The sequence below is a fragment of the Vibrio eleionomae genome, from assembly GCF_009874545.1.
Taxonomy (GTDB): Bacteria; Pseudomonadota; Gammaproteobacteria; order Enterobacterales; family Vibrionaceae; genus Vibrio; species Vibrio nitrifigilis.
Genome location: NZ_WEKT01000051.1, coordinates 19309 through 37960, shown reverse-complemented (window position 1 = coordinate 37960; position 18652 = coordinate 19309). Strand labels below are relative to the sequence as shown.

At 41.7% G+C, this 18652-nt stretch carries 14 protein-coding genes and 1 pseudogene; 5 read left to right on the top strand and 10 right to left on the bottom strand.

Annotated elements, in window-relative coordinates; genetic code table 11:
- Window positions 1-176 precede the first annotated feature (176 nt).
- Together F9817_RS19285 and F9817_RS19280 are read left to right on the top strand one after the other, a co-directional pair.
- Complete coding sequence (locus tag F9817_RS19285) at window positions 177-2192, top strand: fibronectin type III domain-containing protein (protein WP_202436526.1); 2016 nt, start codon at window positions 177-179, stop codon at window positions 2190-2192.
- 292 nt (window positions 2193-2484) lie between these two features.
- Entirely contained in the window at window positions 2485-2991 is a 507-nt protein-coding gene (locus F9817_RS19280; RefSeq protein ID WP_161157797.1) for a GGDEF domain-containing protein, read from the top strand.
- 147 nt (window positions 2992-3138) lie between these two features.
- On the opposite strand, the gene F9817_RS19275 is transcribed toward F9817_RS19280, so the two are convergent.
- Window positions 3139-3486 (bottom strand): DUF4870 family protein, encoded by a 348-nt coding sequence (locus F9817_RS19275; RefSeq protein WP_161157796.1) that lies wholly within the window; start codon window positions 3484-3486, stop codon window positions 3139-3141.
- Between the two features lie 176 nt (window positions 3487-3662).
- On the opposite strand from F9817_RS19275, the gene F9817_RS19270 reads away from it, so the two are divergent.
- Together F9817_RS19270 and F9817_RS19265 are read left to right on the top strand one after the other, a co-directional pair.
- Entirely contained in the window at window positions 3663-3974 is a 312-nt protein-coding gene (locus F9817_RS19270) for a hypothetical protein (protein ID WP_161157795.1), read from the top strand.
- 113 nt (window positions 3975-4087) lie between these two features.
- Window positions 4088-4603: a TIGR00645 family protein gene (locus tag F9817_RS19265; RefSeq protein WP_161157794.1), complete on the top strand. Its 516-nt coding sequence runs from the start codon at window positions 4088-4090 to the stop codon at window positions 4601-4603.
- 43 nt (window positions 4604-4646) lie between these two features.
- On the opposite strand, the gene F9817_RS19260 is transcribed toward F9817_RS19265, so the two are convergent.
- The 9 genes and pseudogenes from F9817_RS19260 to F9817_RS19220 all read right to left on the bottom strand — a co-directional run bounded on the left by F9817_RS19260 (window position 4647) and on the right by F9817_RS19220 (window position 17598).
- The gene (locus tag F9817_RS19260; protein WP_161157793.1) at window positions 4647-7361 is read right to left on the bottom strand and encodes an ABC transporter substrate binding protein; all 2715 of its coding nucleotides are present in this window, start codon (window positions 7359-7361) and stop codon (window positions 4647-4649) included.
- A gap of 341 nt (window positions 7362-7702) precedes the next feature.
- Window positions 7703-9133: a cytochrome c gene (locus F9817_RS19255; protein WP_161157792.1), complete on the bottom strand. Its 1431-nt coding sequence runs from the start codon at window positions 9131-9133 to the stop codon at window positions 7703-7705.
- Between the two features lie 3 nt (window positions 9134-9136).
- The gene (locus F9817_RS19250) at window positions 9137-10729 is read right to left on the bottom strand and encodes a GMC oxidoreductase (RefSeq protein ID WP_202436525.1); all 1593 of its coding nucleotides are present in this window, start codon (window positions 10727-10729) and stop codon (window positions 9137-9139) included.
- A gap of 39 nt (window positions 10730-10768) precedes the next feature.
- Window positions 10769-11065: pseudogene (locus F9817_RS19245) on the bottom strand (sugar dehydrogenase complex small subunit); the annotation flags it as partial.
- 12 nt (window positions 11066-11077) lie between these two features.
- On the bottom strand, window positions 11078-11341 hold the full coding sequence (locus F9817_RS19240; RefSeq protein ID WP_161157791.1) for a hypothetical protein: 264 nt from the start codon (window positions 11339-11341) through the stop codon (window positions 11078-11080).
- Window positions 11342-11915: 574 nt separating this feature from the next.
- Window positions 11916-13601, bottom strand: a complete 1686-nt coding sequence (locus F9817_RS19235) for a sensor domain-containing diguanylate cyclase (RefSeq protein WP_161157790.1) — start codon at window positions 13599-13601, stop codon at window positions 11916-11918.
- Window positions 13602-13820: 219 nt separating this feature from the next.
- The gene (locus tag F9817_RS19230; RefSeq protein ID WP_161157789.1) at window positions 13821-15662 is read right to left on the bottom strand and encodes a sensor domain-containing diguanylate cyclase; all 1842 of its coding nucleotides are present in this window, start codon (window positions 15660-15662) and stop codon (window positions 13821-13823) included.
- Between the two features lie 234 nt (window positions 15663-15896).
- On the bottom strand, window positions 15897-16343 hold the full coding sequence (locus F9817_RS19225) for an ArsC/Spx/MgsR family protein (RefSeq protein ID WP_161157788.1): 447 nt from the start codon (window positions 16341-16343) through the stop codon (window positions 15897-15899).
- A gap of 340 nt (window positions 16344-16683) precedes the next feature.
- Window positions 16684-17598, bottom strand: coding sequence for a DMT family transporter (locus F9817_RS19220; RefSeq protein ID WP_161157787.1), 915 nt, complete (start codon window positions 17596-17598; stop codon window positions 16684-16686).
- Window positions 17599-17685: 87 nt separating this feature from the next.
- On the opposite strand from F9817_RS19220, the gene F9817_RS19215 reads away from it, so the two are divergent.
- Complete coding sequence (locus tag F9817_RS19215) at window positions 17686-18612, top strand: LysR family transcriptional regulator (protein ID WP_161157786.1); 927 nt, start codon at window positions 17686-17688, stop codon at window positions 18610-18612.
- Window positions 18613-18652: the final 40 nt, after the last annotated feature.

Below are 18652 nucleotides of genomic sequence, written 5' to 3'. Positions count from 1 at the left end.
ATATAACAGAAAGTGTGTAAATAAGTTGTCATGATCCCTTGGCAATCTATTTAGGTGCAATTTAATTTAATATCATCATTAATGAATGTAATTAAATGTTTCTTTTCATTATGCGGTAAATATAAAAACACTGTGCTGTATAAATTCTTATATTTTCTGCTTAAGGAGATATCATAGTGAACCTTAATAAAATTCGGCTATTTAAGCGCCAAAAGCTGTCTTGGGTCGTCGCGGCACTTTGCGTCCCGTTTTATGCTCAGGCTGCAGATGTCACTCTAACCGGCACTGCTGGTGATAATCAGGTCGCCTTGTACTGGAATGATTCTGGTGCTGATTCAAATTACGCCATCTATTACGATACCGATAGCGATCCTGATGGTCGTGTTAGACTCGGCACCGTCAACTCGAGTACGTTGCATTACACCGCTACCGGTTTAACCAATGCAACCACTTACTATTTCTGGGTTAAATACACCGATTCTGATGGTGATTCACAGAACTCGAGTGTGTTTAGTGCGACGCCACAAGATGTGGTTTTAAGTGGTACGGCAGGAAACGCGCAGGTGGCATTATCTTGGACCGATTCTGGTTCTGATAGCAATTATGCAGTCTACTATGACACAGACAGCACCCCTAAAGGTCGCGTGCGTTTAGGAACCGTCAATTCTAGTACAACAAGTTATACGGCAACGGGATTAACCAACGATACAGAATATTGGTTTTGGGTAAAATATACCGATTCTGATGGGAATGATGCTAACTCCACAGCGTTTAATGCAACACCTGAATCGGTGGTGTTGACGGCAACGGCAGGAGATGGTCAAGCGGATCTCTCATGGACAAGTTCAGACACAAGTTCTAGCTATCAAATCTATTACGACACGGATAGCAATCCTAAAGGTCGTGTTCGTTTAGACTCTGTCGGATCTTCAACATTGAGCTATACCGCAACGGGGTTAACCAACGGTACACCTTATTGGTTCTGGGTAAAATATAGCGACTCTGATGGTGATTATGCTGATTCTACATCAGCAACCGTCACTCCAGCAGCCTCGACGGATATTGATGAAGATGCAACAGTTGTCGATAGTGCTAGTGAAATCATCTCTGCGGTTGAGAATGCAGCGGCAGGTGATGTGATTTATGTTCGTGGTGGCACCTACTATTTCAGTGAACCTATCGAGCTCACCGCAAACGGCAAATCTGGTAGTACTATCACGCTGCGTAAATACCCAACCGATTCTGCGCGACCTGTGTTTGATTTCTCAAGTGAATCAGAAAAGTCCAGCAACCGTGGGTTAGAACTTAGTGGTAACTATTGGTATATCTATGGTATCGATGTTCAATATGCTGGCGATAATGGTATGCATATTACCGGTAATTACAATACTGTAGAATTTTCTACGTTCTCTCACTGTGCTGATACGGGATTACAGTTAGATACTGGCGCTTCTTATAACTTAATTAAGAACGTTGACTCTTATTATAATGCCGATTCATCGTTAGAAAATGCCGATGGATTTGCCGCGAAGCTTGGTATTGGTACTGGCAATAAATTCTATGGTTGTCGCGCTTGGAACAACTTAGATGATGGTTATGATGGCTATCTGCGTGGTGCCGATGGCATTACCACAACCTATGAACAGTGCTGGGCAATTCGCAATGGATATCTGGAAAGTGGTGACGCCAGTGGTGGCGATGGTAATGGATTCAAAACCGGTGGTAGTGACGATAAGGATCTAAAACACAACGCCATTTATACCAATAGTATTGCTGCAGGTAATGCTGAAGATGGTTTCGATCATAACAGTAACCGTGGCACTGTTACTATTTATAACAGTGTTGGGTATAAAAACGGCCGTAACTTTGGCTTTAGTAGTACCAATCCATTGAAGAAATTGACCATTAAAAACAGTATTTCCTATAAAGGTGACGATTCAGATCAATACAAAGCAACCAGTACCAGTATCTCAAATGATAGCTGGTCAGGCAGTGTATCGGTCAGTAGCAGTGACTTTGAAAGTGTTGATATCGATGATCTTCTTGCTGACCGTCAATCCGATGGGAGTTTGCCTGATGTTGAATTCTTCCATCTCGTGAGTGGTAGCGATTTAATTGATGCAGGTACCGATGTCGGTTTAGATTACGAAGGAGACGCTCCAGATATCGGCGCGTTTGAATCCGATTATTAACCTAAGTTTTTTACCGCTAAGCACCTCGATACAGTCGAGGTGCTTTTTCTACACTAAATAACCTCAAGAAGACTGATTCGGAGCTTTATTAATAAGCTTAACAAGGGAAAGAGTCGTGCTTCCCTTTCAATATGATTGAATATAGCGAAATTTATGTTAAATCTTGCAGCTCATTTTCACTCAAATTATGAATTGATCCGATTTTTTTGCTGTATAACAACACTAAGTCATATGCACGGTTTATTTCCAACTATGCTTTATCGGTAGTGTGAATGAATGATATGAGGCGGTCATGTATTCCAATCAATCCAACATGGTGAACGCAAATACTCAAACAATGGCGAGTATTTTTGATCCATTAACCGATTTATATAATCGACACTTATTTCTTCAAGTGTCTAATTCGTTGCTTAAGATATCGTTACGCCAAAGGATGCCGGTATCGGTAGCCATGGTCAGTTTGGAGCACGTTTCTGACACCGCCCATCTTGAAATAGATGAAGCGCAAGAAATTATTAAGCAGAGTGCCGACTTACTGAAAAGTATTACCCGAGACAGTGATACCTTGTCTCATTTTGATGATTATGTCTTCGGTTTACTGCTTTACAATTGTACTTATCAGCAGTCACACATCGTGGCTAATCGGATTAATGCGAAGTTGGAAGGGCGTTTATCTTTTCGAAATCAGCCTGTGACAATTGCCATTGGCCTAGCCGAGTTTGATCGTAATTTTGCTGATAATCAACATCTGTCTGAACATATGGTTGAAGAAGCCCTGAGCGATATGGGGCGTCGATAATCTGTTCATTGCCTGAGTAACTCAATTGATCGTAATGGATTTTACTCCCTATTTTGCCGCCGAAAAAAGCGTAGCCTGTCGATGACTTGTTTGGTTAGATAGAGCATTGACACAATAGCCCAGTGCAAAAAGCACTGGGCTTAATGATTAAAAATAAGGTTTGTAATCAATAGCTTTAATTAAGCCTTTGGCAATGCGATAAATATTAAAAATATACACCGCGAAGAATAGTAAAACACCGATCCCAAAGAACCATAGTAAGAACGAAACAATCGTCAGTACTAACGATATCCAGAAGGTACTAATGACATTTTCAAAATGTGAATAATATATTGTTTGTGCTGCATCCCCTCGTTTTACGTAAGCCCATATCACACCAACTAAGGTAAAGAATCCGCCACTCGCAAGGCCGATGGCAAGTAACACGTATGCGATGATCGCGTGAGTTCGAGTGGTATCGGGCTGAGGTGGTTGATTGTATAGTTCATTATTCATCAGTCTTTCCTAGCAGTATATCTAGCCAATTGATTGTATTTAGGTATGCGGTAAATCATATTCTAATTAGTGATATTATAAGTAAATCTTATAAATAATCCCACATCGTACTTACTTATTATCTGAAAATATTAAAATTTATCTGTTGACCTCAAGTTAACTTGAGGAATTAGCCTATGCCAAATCGTGATGATTTGAACTCTGGTTCGTCTGTTGTTTGGTTAAATGGGGTCGGTGATGAATACGCAAGTTGGCTATGTAAAAGAGTTAGCAGTAAAAAGCTATCAAGAAAAATCGTATATTGTGGTAAAGAAAACCGCGCGTTGGGTGAAGGTAGTGAAATGGACATTCGTGTTTGCCGCTATAAGTGCTTTATTCTATTTTATTTATGGATGTTGGCACGCTTTAAATTCCTCGGTTTAACTTACTGTTATCTTCAAATCACTGCCATTGGCCGTTTCAGTGAAAATGTTTTTGCGTGTAAGTGAGCACTGATTTGAAGATGGAGTCGTTCTACTTAGAGAATGGCATAAAACACTAGTGGGTAAGTGGTGAATCGGTGTAGAGTAGCGTTCTATCTATCACTAAGGTTTTTGCTTCAATGGAACGTATTTTCGAAAAACTGTTGTATGCTGCACGCTGGATTATGGCACCTGTTTATCTTGGGTTGAGCCTAGTTCTTGTAGCGTTGGCGATTAAGTTTTTTCAAGAAGTTTTGCACATTTTGCCCAATATTTTATCGATCAAAGAAGTCGATTTAGTACTGACTACTCTGTCTTTAATTGATATTTCGTTGGTGGGTGGCTTGATTGTAATGGTCATGTTCTCTGGCTATGAAAACTTCGTATCAAAAATTGATGTCGATGAGAATCAAGAAAAATTAGTATGGCTTGGTAAGATGGATACCAGTTCATTAAAGAACAAAGTGTCTGCGTCGATAGTTGCCATTTCATCAATACACCTACTTAAAGTGTTTATGAACACTCAATCGATCGATGGTGAAAAGATCAAATGGTATCTTTTATTGCACGTTACGTTTGTCGCTTCAGCGTTTGTCATGGGATACCTTGATAAAATCACCAAGAAGGGTAAAGAACCTTACTCAACCACAGATTAATGATTTATCGGGGCAGCTCAGAGCTGCCCTTTTTATTGCGTGATTACGCATCGTTGTTCCATTCTGCTGGCATTGTCCACTGGTTAATCCATTGTTCCATCTCTTTCATTGGCATAGGTTTAGCAATGCCATAGCCTTGCGCATAACGATAACCTATCTCTAATAACTCGCGACGATGCTGATGGCTTTCCATTCCCTCCGCGATCACATCGATATTAAAGGCGTGAGCCAGTGCGTGTATCCCCTGTAAGATCATTCTGTCTTCCTGGTCATCAAGCATGTCGATGACAAAACTGCTGTCGACCTTGATCTGGTTTACTGGGAGCTGTTTTAAATAGGTCATTGAGGAGAACCCCGTGCCGAAGTCATCCAGTGAGAAACGTACTCCAAGGGATTGGCATTGGGTAATTTTTTCAGCGATTGCATGCAAATCGCTGAGCTCTTGTGTTTCGACAATTTCTAGCTCTAATAGAGCGAGATTCACGTCAGGATAACTTTTCAATTGTTGGGCAATAGCATCAACGAAGTCATCACGATTAAAATAGAGATGACTAAGGTTAATACTTACTGGGATTTCAATACCTTGTTGGCTCCATTGATAAATCTGGCGCACGGCATCACTAATCACCCATTCGTCAATCGCCAACATAATGTTATGTCGTTCGATTTGTGGCAGGAACAGCCCTGGTGCTAATAACCCTTTATTACGATGACGCCATCGGATTAGGGCTTCCATGCCAATGATATCACCATTAATTAAATCCACTTTAGGCTGATAGAAAAGCTCAAATTCTTGGTTATTGAGCCCTGTTTGAACATCAATAATCATCTCTTCTAATTGCAGCGCGGCGTCTTCTGCATTGGAGTCGAAGAAATGGAAATTCTCAGTACTACGGCTTTTGGCGTAGTACATCGCTTGGTCAGCTTGACGAATCAACTTGTCGGCTTCGATAGGTTGACGTTGAGGGTAGCTAGTGATGCCGAAGCTGGCTGTGATCGATAAAGTATGTCCGTTGTGCTGGACGGGTTGATTGATCAACGCTGAAATTTGGTGAACTAGACTGAGCTCTTGCTCAGGGCTTTCTAGATGATGGAGTAGCAAAATAAATTCATCACCACTAGGTCTTGATAGCGTGTCATCACTGCTCAGTGATTCATTGATTCGATTGGCAATTATTTTTAATACGCTATCACCAAACGCAGCACCAAAACGGTCATTAATGTATTTGAAATTGTCCAAATCAAAGTACATCACGGTGATTCGACCACCATTTTTGTCTACAGACGACATGGATTGCTGCAAACGATCTAAGAATAAAAGACGGTTGGGTAAATCAGTCAGTTGGTCAAAGTTTGCTATGTGTTTGAGCTGTTTTTGGTGGTTCTTTTCCGAAGTGATGTCAAATGAAATACCACATAAACCATAGAGTTCTCCAACCTGGTTGATTAACGGAATTTTAGTGGTTTTTATATATTTGTAGGTTTGATGCTTTTCTACCCAATAGCACTCTTCTTGACGATAAGGCTTTTTGGTTTCAAATACTTGGTTATCCGCTTTTGTAAAGGCGAACGCCATATCAGTATCGTAAAGCTCGGTGGGCGTTTTCATCATGATGTCACGCAGTTCCAGTTCGGCAGTACGACAAAATGCTTTGTTTGCATACAAGTAGCGACTTTTGGCATCCTTCATATAAATATAAGCATCGATATTATCCAAAATGATATTTAAACGGGTTTGACTTTCACCCAACTCGATATTGTGGCGCCTTTTAACTCGGTTTTGGTGGGCTAATACTATGACTAAAGCAATGAGCAGCCCAATAATGATGGCAATACCCAGAAGTTCTTGCCAATAAACATAGAGCAATGAGTTATTACGGATTTTATACCTTATGTGAGAGTTAGGTGGCAGTAAGCTCTCATCAATATTGAACTTATTTAAGATACGCTCGTCGAAAATCGGAATATTGGGACTTTTTAAAACGATAGGGATTTGTTTTACCGGCGTTCCTTCTAGAATTCTGGTCGCTTGTAACGCGGCTAAACGTCCATGTTCCTGGTGAGTCACCAATACACCGCCAACCAATCCTTTACCTATACCTTGATCATAGAGGTGAAAAACGGGGACTTTAGACGCTGAAACAATAAGTTTTAACGATTCATTGAAGGTTAAATTCACTTTATTTTTGTCATTAAACGCTGACAATAATAATGCAGCATCTGTGTCATCAGCAACATTCAGTTTCTCACTGAGTTCTTTCCAAGTAAGCCGAGATAGGTCTAATATTTTGAGTGAGAAGTTTGGGAATTGTTCACGATAAGAGAGCGCATTGTTTAAATCAGCTTGACCGGTTGTGGTGCCATCAGTAATTAAATAGAGATTCTTGATTGATGGGCGTAGTTTGGAAATAAGCGCAAGATTATCATTGATCGATACTGCTTCGACTGTCCCTGTAATATTTGCATCGTGGTTTTGAACCAGTTGTTGCGCTAAATCTTGGTTATTTAATCCAAGAAAAACGATCGGAATATTAGGGAATAATTGCTGGCGAAATTGCATGGCAAATTGCAGAGCATTGTCATCACTGGTGATGACTAAATCATAGGGGGGGCGGTGTTCAAGTTTATAGGATAAAAACTGATAAAAAAGTTCTATGCTGCGTTGATTGATGAGACGCTTGCTGTCCATATATTCAATATCAATATCAGGACTTTGATCACCAAACCCTTCAGTGAGTCCGAGATTGATTTTTGCCATGGTATGAAAAGTCGGGTTATAGGAGTTAATTAACAGAACCCTTTTTTTCGAAAGATCTGCGGCGCTACTGCACAAAGGTAACAAATTAAGCAGTATTGCAATCCACATGATTTTAAAACAACGAATAGTAACCACCTGTTATCAACTTCTGAATTTAACATACCTATAACGCAGTATAGACAGCAATTAATAAGTTCAACAGTTGAAGGTGAAAATGTTTTATGCAACCAGATTGATTAAGTAAATGAATGTGCGAGTCTTTTACTGTTAGTAATGGAAGTAGGGTAGGGCTTGAAAAGGTAGGTATCGAGTGATACCTACCGAGAGTAACATCGTGCCTTTTATCCGTTTTGCTCTTTATTGCGTTTTAACTTTCTTACTAACACTACAATAATCACGAGCACGATTACGATGGCAATGATAGTGATAGCCTTAGCATTTTGTACCAAGAATGGAATATCGCCGCTGCCCTGTTGAATGTTTGTTACTTGTTGTGCAGTTAGGGACGCATTGCGTTGACCAAAGTGGTCGGTGACATAATTCGCTATGGCGGCGATTTGGCCGGCGGTAAGCCAAGAGTGAATCACCTGCTGCTGTTCGCCAAAAGCTGGCATAACCGCTTTTCCATCAGCACCTTGACGGTGAATACCGTGAGTAATTGCCATCACTAAGTTGGTTGGATCGCTACCGCCCACAGCCGTATTGTTGGTTAACGATGGGATAGTGTGATCATCTGATCCTTCGCCATTAGCTCCATGACATGCCGCGCAGTTATCGCTGTATAAGTTTGCTCCGTTGGTGGTTGAGAAATCGGTGTATGCCTTGGTATTACTCGCTGAATTACCAGGTTCATACTTAGTCCAGCTCACTGGTTTTGCTTTACTCACAGACCACGATGCGTCGCTTTGACCTGTAATGCGATGCGCTGGAACGGATTTCAAATACGATACGATGGCATGAATATCGTTATCTGTCATAAAACGGAAACTGTGCTGAATAGCATCAGCCATTGGACCACCTGCTTGCGCTTTACCTAAGGCGTGACCATTTTTTTGATAGCTGGCTAATTCCGCGTCGCTCCAGCCACCAATGCCACTGATTTTGTCCGATGTAATGTTTGGTGCAAACCAACCATCGACATGCGCGCCAGCTAAAAATTCACTGCTGTCTTCGGCCATCATTTGGTTACGAGGTGTATGACATGTTGAACAGTGTGCTAATCCTTCGACCAAATATTTACCGCGGTTTTGTTCGACCGATAACGTATCATCAGGTTTAAATGGTGTGCCATGAGCGAACATTAAATTCCAACCCCACATTAAGCCAGGAAGATTGAAAGGAAATGAGAGCTCTGTTTTTTGTTTTGGCGCTTCATCAATGGCAGGAACAGATTGAAAATACGCATACAGTGCCTGCATGTCTTGATCAGTAATATTGGAATAAGAGGTATAAGGCATTGCAGGGTAAAGCTGAGAACCATCAGGACGAACCCCTTTACGTACCGCGTCAGCAAATTGCTGTTCTGTCCAGTTACCGAAGCCAAATTGCTTCGAAGAGGTAATATTACTGGATATGATTTTACCCATCGGCATGTTGAACGGATAACCGCCCGCATAGGGTTTGGTTTCGTTTGATGTATGACAAGCGGTACAGTCGCCGGCTGTCGCCAAATATTGGCCTCGCTGAATGAGATTGGATTGATCGGCGGCGACGCTGCTTGCTGCTGTGGTTATACCCATGACACACAGTAAGAGTAAGGTGAATGTTTTCATGATTTACACCTCCTTCGCAATGATGTCAGCGGTACGAATAGCCAGTGCGACAGCGGTTAATGTTGGGTTAACCACGCCAGCTGCTGGAATCACCCCTACGGAGGCCACGAATAAATTGTCGTGGTCGAATGTACGACATTCGCCGTTAACCACGGAATCTTTAGGATCTGCGCCCATGATCATGGTGCCCATCAGGTGATCGTGGTTTTCGAAGTCTGAGTTCACATCGATAATTTTGCCGTTCATTAGTCCCGCAATCTCTTTGTATTGCTGCAGCGCATGTTGACCACCGACTTTGACGTAATCGTCGATATCGAAGTGCACTTTAATGCCAGGAATGCCTAAGCTGTCTTTCCAATTTGGGTTGGGTTGCACGCGGTTAGCTGGATTCGGTAATGGCTCAAAGAAGGTGTACATGTACAACCAGCGAGAAGACCAATCCATAATACGGTCGTCCAGTTCTTGCCCCATCAGGCCTTCGGCAATGGCTCGTTTCGCGATATCGATTTGTGGGTTGTTATTGGCAAAAGCGTGTTTGTTGGCCGAATATTTGGCACGTGAAGGACCATCGCGCCATGACATAATAGTGGCTTGTTGAACTGGGCCACGACCCGACCAAACCGGTTGATCGGCAAGAAAGGTAAAGCTCATCCCAACGTGGTCCATGAGGTTACGACCCACCATGTCAGAAGAGTTACCAATGTCATTCATTAACATCAATTTTGCCGTCTCAAAACTGTGTGCGGCCAATACAAAGGCTTTTGCTTTAAGGGTATGTTCCTTGCCTTCTGGGGTTAAATAACTGATAGACTCAATCTTGTTATTAGCACCTTTGGTAATTTTATGCACCACAGCTTCTGAAATCAGTTTGGCTCCATTGCGTACGGCTTTGTCTGCATGGATAGATCCATTGTATAGGGAGCCAATAGGACAGACTTGGTCGCAGTTATTATTGCCTTGGCACGCTGGGCGACCATCATAAGGTTTGTGGGTTCGTACGGTGGGCTCATGAATGACCACGTGACCTTTGGGTTGCAGTCTTTCACGAATCAGGGATGTACTGAACACGTCGGCTTCTGAAGTGACAGGGTAGTGCTTAGAACGCGGTGGGTATGAGAGCCCTGGATTCTTACCCGATTGATCTTCCACATCCGAGCCCGCAACGCCAATGGCATATTCTGCTCGTACGTAATACGGTTCTAAATCATCATAACTGATTGGCCAGTCGCGACCCACACCGTAGAGAGAATTTAGTTTGAAGTCATTTGGAATATAGCGCCATGTCGCACCACCCCAGTGCCATGTTGTACCACCAACCAATTTCAACATTCCGGGAATTTCGGCAAAATTACCATCGTTGGCCAAATAACCGGGTTGATAGCTGGTGGGCGCCCAAGGGTTATTTGGATACGGATCATTATGATCGTAGTGACGACCGGAATTACGAAAGTTTTCAACAATTTTCCAACGGGGAACATTGGGTCCTGCTTCGAGCAAGATAACGGATTTTCCTTTCATTGCTAATTCATTAGCAACGTTTGAACCACAGGCGCCAGAACCGACAACAATGACGTCTGCATCATACTGTTTAGCCACGATAATACTTCCTTAATACTGCGTTATTTTGTTTTATTTTTATGAGAATGATGGCGTGTTAGGCACGTGCTCCCAATAGCCGGTTTGCCAGCGTGAATAACTTGGAATTGGGGTATACGGTTTAGTTAACTGGTAAGTAAGCGCTTGGGTGTAAGTGACAAATTCGACGTTGTCTTCAGAGGAATGTGCGACCGGTGTGCCCACATAGCCAAGATAGAACGCTGAGATAATGCTTTGTGCGGTCGTCTTTATTTGGCCTGTAAATGCCGGTTGAACTTTTAACGCTTCCAAACTGGTAATGTGGTGATCCTTTAGAAAGGTAGCGAGATCCGAAAAATGGGCGGGAAACTAGGGATCAACTTTCGCTAATGCCTCACTAGCACGAGCGGCCAGCGCGGGATCAATAGGTTTCGCAGTTAGCAAAGCCGCGATTTTTTGTAACTCGGGGGATAAGGAACCAAAGTCAGCTGCAAAGCTAACCTTAGGTACCGAGAGCATGACATATCCACCGACAGCGGCAGCGACGGCTGACGATAAAAAACGACGTCGGGTCATATTAGATTCAGAAAGCTCAGATGAATTTGAGTTCTGAACGTGAACACGATTTTTCACTATGTTACCTCCAGTGATTATTGTTATACCCGCACACGTAATTACATGACACTTATCGGCCGTTATTTCCTGTCTTACCAAGCTCGCTAACAAGCGATAGTCAGGTATCTAAATAAACGCGAAATGAAAAAGACCGCTCTATGAACAACACTGTTAAGTCACAGTGGTGATAGGACCATTGAGTCGAGAACAGACGGATAATGCCAGTAGTAACGGGGGATTTGGTGAGTTACCATGTTAATTTATATTGTTATTGATTAATATTTTGTAACATCTTTGGTTATCATATATTAACTTTTAGTTAACTTTTAATATTAAATTTGAATAAAAATGAGGTAAGTAGATAGTATTAATGAATAATAATTCGAGTTGTTATGAGAGGTTAGTGAGAACATAGCTGGAGTGATTAATTTTATATAAATAAGGAATAAGTATGTGTTATATAATGAAAAATCATCATATAAAAAGCACGGTTCAAATAATTTAATGATTCCTAATGTGCTCAAATAAGATATAAATCACAGTTTATTGATGTAATGTAAATAACGTAATTGTTAATTATTGGGGATGTAAATTATTCACAACCGATGCGGTTACGGCCTTGATTTTTAGCTTTATAGAGCTGCTTGTCAGCACGTTTGAATAATTCATCCAGCGGCTCATTATGATGAGCAACAGCGATGCCAAAGCTAGCGGTTATGACAACCTCTTCACCATTAACAATCAATGGGGTGTCTTCGATAGTGGCGCGTAAATGTTCAGTACAAGCGAGAGCTTGCTCCAGGTTGGTTTTTGGTAACAGAATGGCTATTTCTTCTCCGCCCCAGCGCGCTAGGATATCTGTTACCCGAATATTTTTCTTTAACAGGCATGCTATATGAGTTAATGCTTGGTCTCCGACATAATGGCCATGAATATCGTTAATATTTTTAAAGTGATCAATATCCATCATGACAAAGCAGAGCGGAGTTTTATTTTTTGTCGCGTTTTTAATGATTTTTTGGCCGACGTTAAAAAATGACCGCCGGTTAAAAATATTGGTTAGTGGATCATACGCGGAGAGGTATTGTGCAGTAATACGTTCCTTGTCTATCGCTTTTAATCGTATACTTACGATAATGGCAAGAATAATCGCTTCTAACACCACACCAAAAACTGCACTGTTAAAAGTAAAGTAATTATATGGAAGGTTTCCCCTCACAGAGAGAGTTGTCACTAATAAACCAAGCATGCTACATAGCACGGCCACTAAAAAGTATTGTGCATCTTTCACTTTACCAATACTTAATCCGGCGATAGCGATCATCAAGAGAGTGGCAAGAGTTAAATAGTTAAAGGCTATGTGGGTCGCCATAATGTGTGCTTTTTGCACTATAAGGATGCTCATTGTAATCACACCCGCTGTACAATACACGGCGACGAATTTATAAATGAATGGCATATTGCGCTTAATGGAGAGAAAGCTGGCGATAAATATTAAGCCACTGACGCCATGAAGCACCATAAATACCAGAGTGCAATAGTTTTGGATGTACAGCGAATGGGGATAGAACCAAGCAAACCCAAAGCCATTATACGAGAGGTTTACAATGATAAAGCAAGCGATATAGCAGCAGTAATAGAGTGTGTAACTTTGTTTAACAGTGAAATACAGCACCAGATTGAACCCAATCAGTGCCATCAATACCCCATATACCCAGCCTGATGTGATGTGCACTAAGGCATGATAGCCACGCGCATCGCCGGTATTCTGTAAATCAATAGGTAGTGTCATTGGATCCAGCGATTGAGCACGAATGAATATGTGACTGTTCCCTGGAGGAATCGTAACCGGAAATACAAAGCCGACACCTGGAACTAAATGATGGCTGGCAAATTCGTAGTCGCCAGCATGTTGGTGATGGGGAAGGTGATCTTGAATACTGTATACATCGAGACTGTCTATCCACGTTTTCCCTGCGGTTAGATAACGAGTGAGTGTGTCTTTCGTCGGATTATGTAGTGATAGTTTGACCCAAGTAATCTGGTGGCTAATGCCAAGTGAAAGTAAACTATTTGAGGCGTGATTGACCGAGTGGCTCTCGAAATATTGCTCGATATTATTGATATCTTTGTCGCTATCTTGGGGAAGTTGTACGTATTCGATAGCAGAGATGAGGTGGGAGTTCATTCCACTTGAAGAGGGAATCGAAGGTAAAGCATGTGATAGTTGGCTGTATAACAATATCACCATGATTATGAGATATTTATTTACCATCATTGCTTATCTGCCAACGTAAAAATCGCCAAGACCAATGATTGAGCACTTATTTAATCCTTGTAATAAACTTGTCCAATCAGACTTTTCTTCATACTCATGTCACCGCAAAATGTTGCATCCTAGCTCTGTAGGTTATTTGAGTACGGCTACGTATAAGAATAGAGCTTCATATATAGAATAACAACAGATTTACTCGCTTATATCATTGGGCGAGTGTGTCTATTTTGTGTTGGTTTTTCGCTCTAGCGTTTCATCGTAAAAAAGAAAATGGTTTCTGCCAGAATTTTTCACCGCATAAAGGGCAAGATCGGCTCTATTAATCACATCACTAATGGATTCATCGCTTTCTTTAACCAGAGATAGACCGATACTGATGCCAATTTTAAGCTGCAATTTATCAATTCGATAAGGTTTACAGATGGTTTGTTGGATGCGTTTAGCCGTTGAAATCGCTATCTCATAGATTTTGTCGTGACCCGATAGAATAACGGCAAATTCATCACCACCTAGACGAGCTACCACGTCGGTACATCTCACGGCATGGACGAGACGTTGAGCAACGGCTTTTAATATTTTGTCTCCAACCAAATGCCCGTGGGTGTCATTAATTTGTTTGAACTTATCTAAATCAAGCAACATCAACACCGTATCGCACTTGTTTTGATGATGCTCTTCAGAAAGAACAATTTTTTCCAATGACTCATTGAAAAGTGTTCTATTCGCTAAGCCGGTTAGGGTGTCGTGATGAGCCGCATGAGCTATTTTGGATGTGGCGATTTCTCGTTCAGTAATATCTTCTACTGTGATGATCCAGCCTTGATCAGGTAACGGAGAGTACAGAATAGTCACGATGCGGTTATCGAGTAATTCACGCTTAGTCCGTAAGGGCTCTCCTCGTTGGAAGTGATCTTGCATCTCATCAAATAGTTGCTGAGGTTCGAGGTGTTGAGCATGTTCACGCACCGTCTCTTTTAACAAGTCGAGATGTAATTTGCCGTGATGTATTTGTTTAGGATCGTGGCCTAAGATATCGACATACGGTGTATTCCAGTATTTAAGGCGTGAGTGTTTATCAAATACCGCTACGCCTTGGCTCATGTTTGCCAAAATAGTCTGTAATTCAGAGCTCCGTTCTTTCGCTAATTGCTCGCTCTCTTTGAGCTGTTTTTCTTGTTCACGAATAGCGGTGATATCTTGGAATGCCCCATTAAGTCGTACCACTGCGCCGTTTTCTCGAACTGCTTTCCCTGACGTGCGAACCCAAATGCGATTCCCTTTTGCTGTGATAAAGGGTAATTCACAAAACCAAATTCCGGTGACGTTGACGGCTTGTTCAACAGCTTGGCGAATGTCATCCTGAGCTTCTGGTGCATAAAAGTTAAAGGCATCTTCCAGTGAAATTTGCGCATCGTTTGGCAACTCATGAATTTCACGTGTCCTTTGAGTTATATAAAGCTCTTGAGTGGCATAGTCATATTCCCATCCCCCCACACCGGATACTTTCGCCACTTCTTCTAGTAATAGTATGTGCCTAGTGATGGCTTTTTGCTCGGCGATTTTGGCAATAGAAAGTGAAATAATATCCGAACGATATCGATTAAGGCGTGTCGTTAAAATTTGTTCAATGGCATGAGAGAATAGGGATAAACACTCGATGTGTTGGTCAGATAATTCAATGTTTGTCGTGAGCATAAGAGTGAGAACTCCAACATCGCCGTAATCTGTAATATGAAGCGGTAGTCCAAATGCATAGATTGGCCCTGGTTCTAACGTTGCTTGGGTCAGTATTTTCGCTTTTAACACCGTTTGATTGAACGCGGATATGCGAGGTGGCTCTAATAAAGTTTGACCATAAATGGCAATAGGATACTGCTGAAGAACGTCATTATCCACATCGAACAGGGTGACTTGAACCATCAAGGATTGAAATTGGAAAGAGACGACAGACAGTAAACTATCTAATTCGTTGAGTTCGCCAATATTAGTAGACTTGAGTTTGCTAAATGCTTGCTCTTTAACCTCTCGTATCTCACAAGACGTTACCATAAGCTTGTCATTCATTCAGTTTCCTTTGGCTCGCCATACTGAAAAGTATTACTTAAATATAGTTGAGAACAGTAATAAGTAGAGCTTTGTTACCGGTTTTTAGACGAGTTACCAGCAAGATATATTGTCTGTATCTGTAAGGTAATGAATCGTGAGCGTTTTATGGAATAAGGGTCGGATTGTAGTACTAAATTGAGGAGGCGCAGCTCTCTTCCTTAGAGGAGAAAAGAGAACTGCTAGGGGAGAGGTTTAATCACACGTCGCGATGTTTTTGTCGTTAGGGCAGTGCTCTAAATCTTGTTGGCGAAGATTTTGTACTACGGTCTCTTTTCCGTGCATTGGTTCAAGGCCAATCAGTTCTGCCAGCATATTCTGGTCAAACCCTTGGATAAAATGCTCTTCATTAATAATCATCAATGGGCGTTTTATTAAAATGGGATGGTTCACCATAAGCTCTAGGGCTTGCTCATCGGTTAATTTGGTTGGATCGAGCTCTTGGCTCTTTATTGCTGGAGCTTGCTGATTAAAACAAGCGCTTAATGGTTGTGAACCAAAAAAGGTTTTCAATATTTCAACTGACCATACATGAGTTAACAGATCGTCTTCAATGACGTCGTGTCCTGCGGCTTTAAGTAATTTAACTTGCTTGCCGTTGTTGATACACCCTGGTTTCTGAAAAAAGTGGATATGTGCCATGCTCGTTGATCCTTACCTGCGCAGACTAAACATTATTGTTCTCTCAGCGTTTCTATCTTTCAAAATATATGCCGGTTTATTTATATTGGTTGGAGCGGGTCGTATTATTAACTATTTGTTTAAAAAGGTTATTTATTTTAAGGTGTACTGGTCAAGCTGACATGAAGTGTCACCTTTGTTACAAGATTAAGCCGCTGGGTTGTAATGATGACTACGTTTTAATTTGTAGTGACGCTGTCACTTTAAGGGTCTGCGTGACTACCGAAGGATTTGTGATTAAATCGTCCCGGTAATTATCCCTGCTGTTTCTATGTGGCTAATCATCACATGTTCTTATTCGCTAATGGTTTGATTGCTCGCGTGACGTGATTAACACGCTGATTAAAATAAGTATCCCGCCAATGATTTGATTAATCGTAAGGGTTTCATTTAGCCAAGCCATAGCAAATAAAGCGCCAAAAAGAGGTTCACTGCCCATCAGCAAAGCGACTTTTGTTGGGGAGGTCTTTTGTATCGCGTAGTTTTGAATGAAAAAGGCAAATAAGGTACAGCCCAACACTAAATAGATAATAATAAACCAAAAGTTTGGTGCTGCCGGTAAAGAAAAGTCATGATTGCCCACCCAGCAACTCACGATGGCTAACATGCTCACCGTACCAGATTGAATTGCGGTAATAGATAAACTACTAAGACTTTGCTTGGTCGAAAAACGTTTGGTTGTTGTCACCATCAATGCTCGTAGTAACGCTGCCAGCAAAATAAATCCATCACCTTGCTGAAGTTCAAATGCTGAATAGGGTTGTATCCCGGTCAGTAATGCAACGCCCAATACTGATATTAAAGCCATGACGATCAATCTTTTCGAGACACGTTGGCGATTAATAATCGGCTCAAGTAAGGCAGTGAAAATAACACAGAGACTGATTATAAAAGCGGCCTTTGATGCTGATGTATGGGCAACGCCATATACCTCACAGAAAAAGATAGTGGCAAGGATGACGCCTGTTGGCACTATGTTTACCCAGCGCCAATCAGTGGCTTGGAGAATATCGCGAATCAGTGCGGGTAATAAACAAATGAAGGTAATGGAAAAGCGTAATGCGATGAACATCATGACATCGGTGTAATTCAATCCTTGTTTAGTCACAGCGTAGCTGGTCCCCCAAAATATCGCGACTAAGAGCAAGAGCATTTCTATATAGGGCATACGTTGTATAGGCTGAAGGATTGAACGTGTTGGAGTCGGTAAGGCCATGGTTTGTTCCTCTTGGAGTTGACGCTATCAGTATTGATTAGTAACTTGAAAGGAAAAATAGGCTTACACGTACAGGACTTTTGCGTTATGGATACAAATAAACTGTTGCCGTTACTGTCTGAAATGGGCACTTTCGTTAAAGTTGTCGAGTTAGGGAGCTTTTCTAAAGCGGCCGAAAACTTGGGAACAGCTCCATCATCAGTCAGTCGTACGATTTCTAGATTGGAAAACACATTAGAAATCAGTTTATTGCAGAGGACTACACGGCAAATGTCGCTGACTCCAGAGGGAGAGGCGGTATTCGCTTTATGTCGAGAAATGCTTCAGGCTGCCAATCTCGCAGTCGCAGCGGCTTATGCAGATAAACAAGCTTTGTCCGGGAGTTTGCGAGTCGCTGCGCCAAAGGCACTATCTAAGCAAGTCTTGATGCCATTAGTGTTTGAATTCATGCGTATTCATCCACAGGTTCAAGTGCATATGAAGGTTGAAGACCACTTTGTTGACCCGGTGAGTAATGATGTGGATGTCGTTATTCACATTACGCAAACACCTATCCTTGGACTGGTTGCACGGTCGCTAGGTCCGTGTCGAATGCGGTTATGTGCGAGTTCTCGATATATTGAACAAAATGGGATGCCGCAAGTACCCAGTGATTTAAATCGACATGCTTGCATCTGTCTCGGAGAAAGTCCTAAAGACAGTGTTTGGTCTTTTACCAAACATAGCGAAAAAGCTGCTGTGAATGTGAGTGGTCACTTAACCGTTAATCACAGTGAAATAAGGCGAGAAGCCGTTCTTAATCACCTTGGTATTTCATTATTTCCTGATTTTACTATTCAACACCATATTGCGAATGGCAAAGTGGTGGAAGTGTTACCGGATTGGCAGTTAGGCGGACGTTATCAAGGCGATATTGTTGCGCAATATGTACAGTCTCGTTATGTGCCGCAGCAAATAAAGGGATTTTTAGATTTTTTGAGTGATCGTGCGCCATTAAACCGAGCTAGCGTTTGATTTTAATGGTGTTGTTAAATAGAAATAATCAATTCAACCA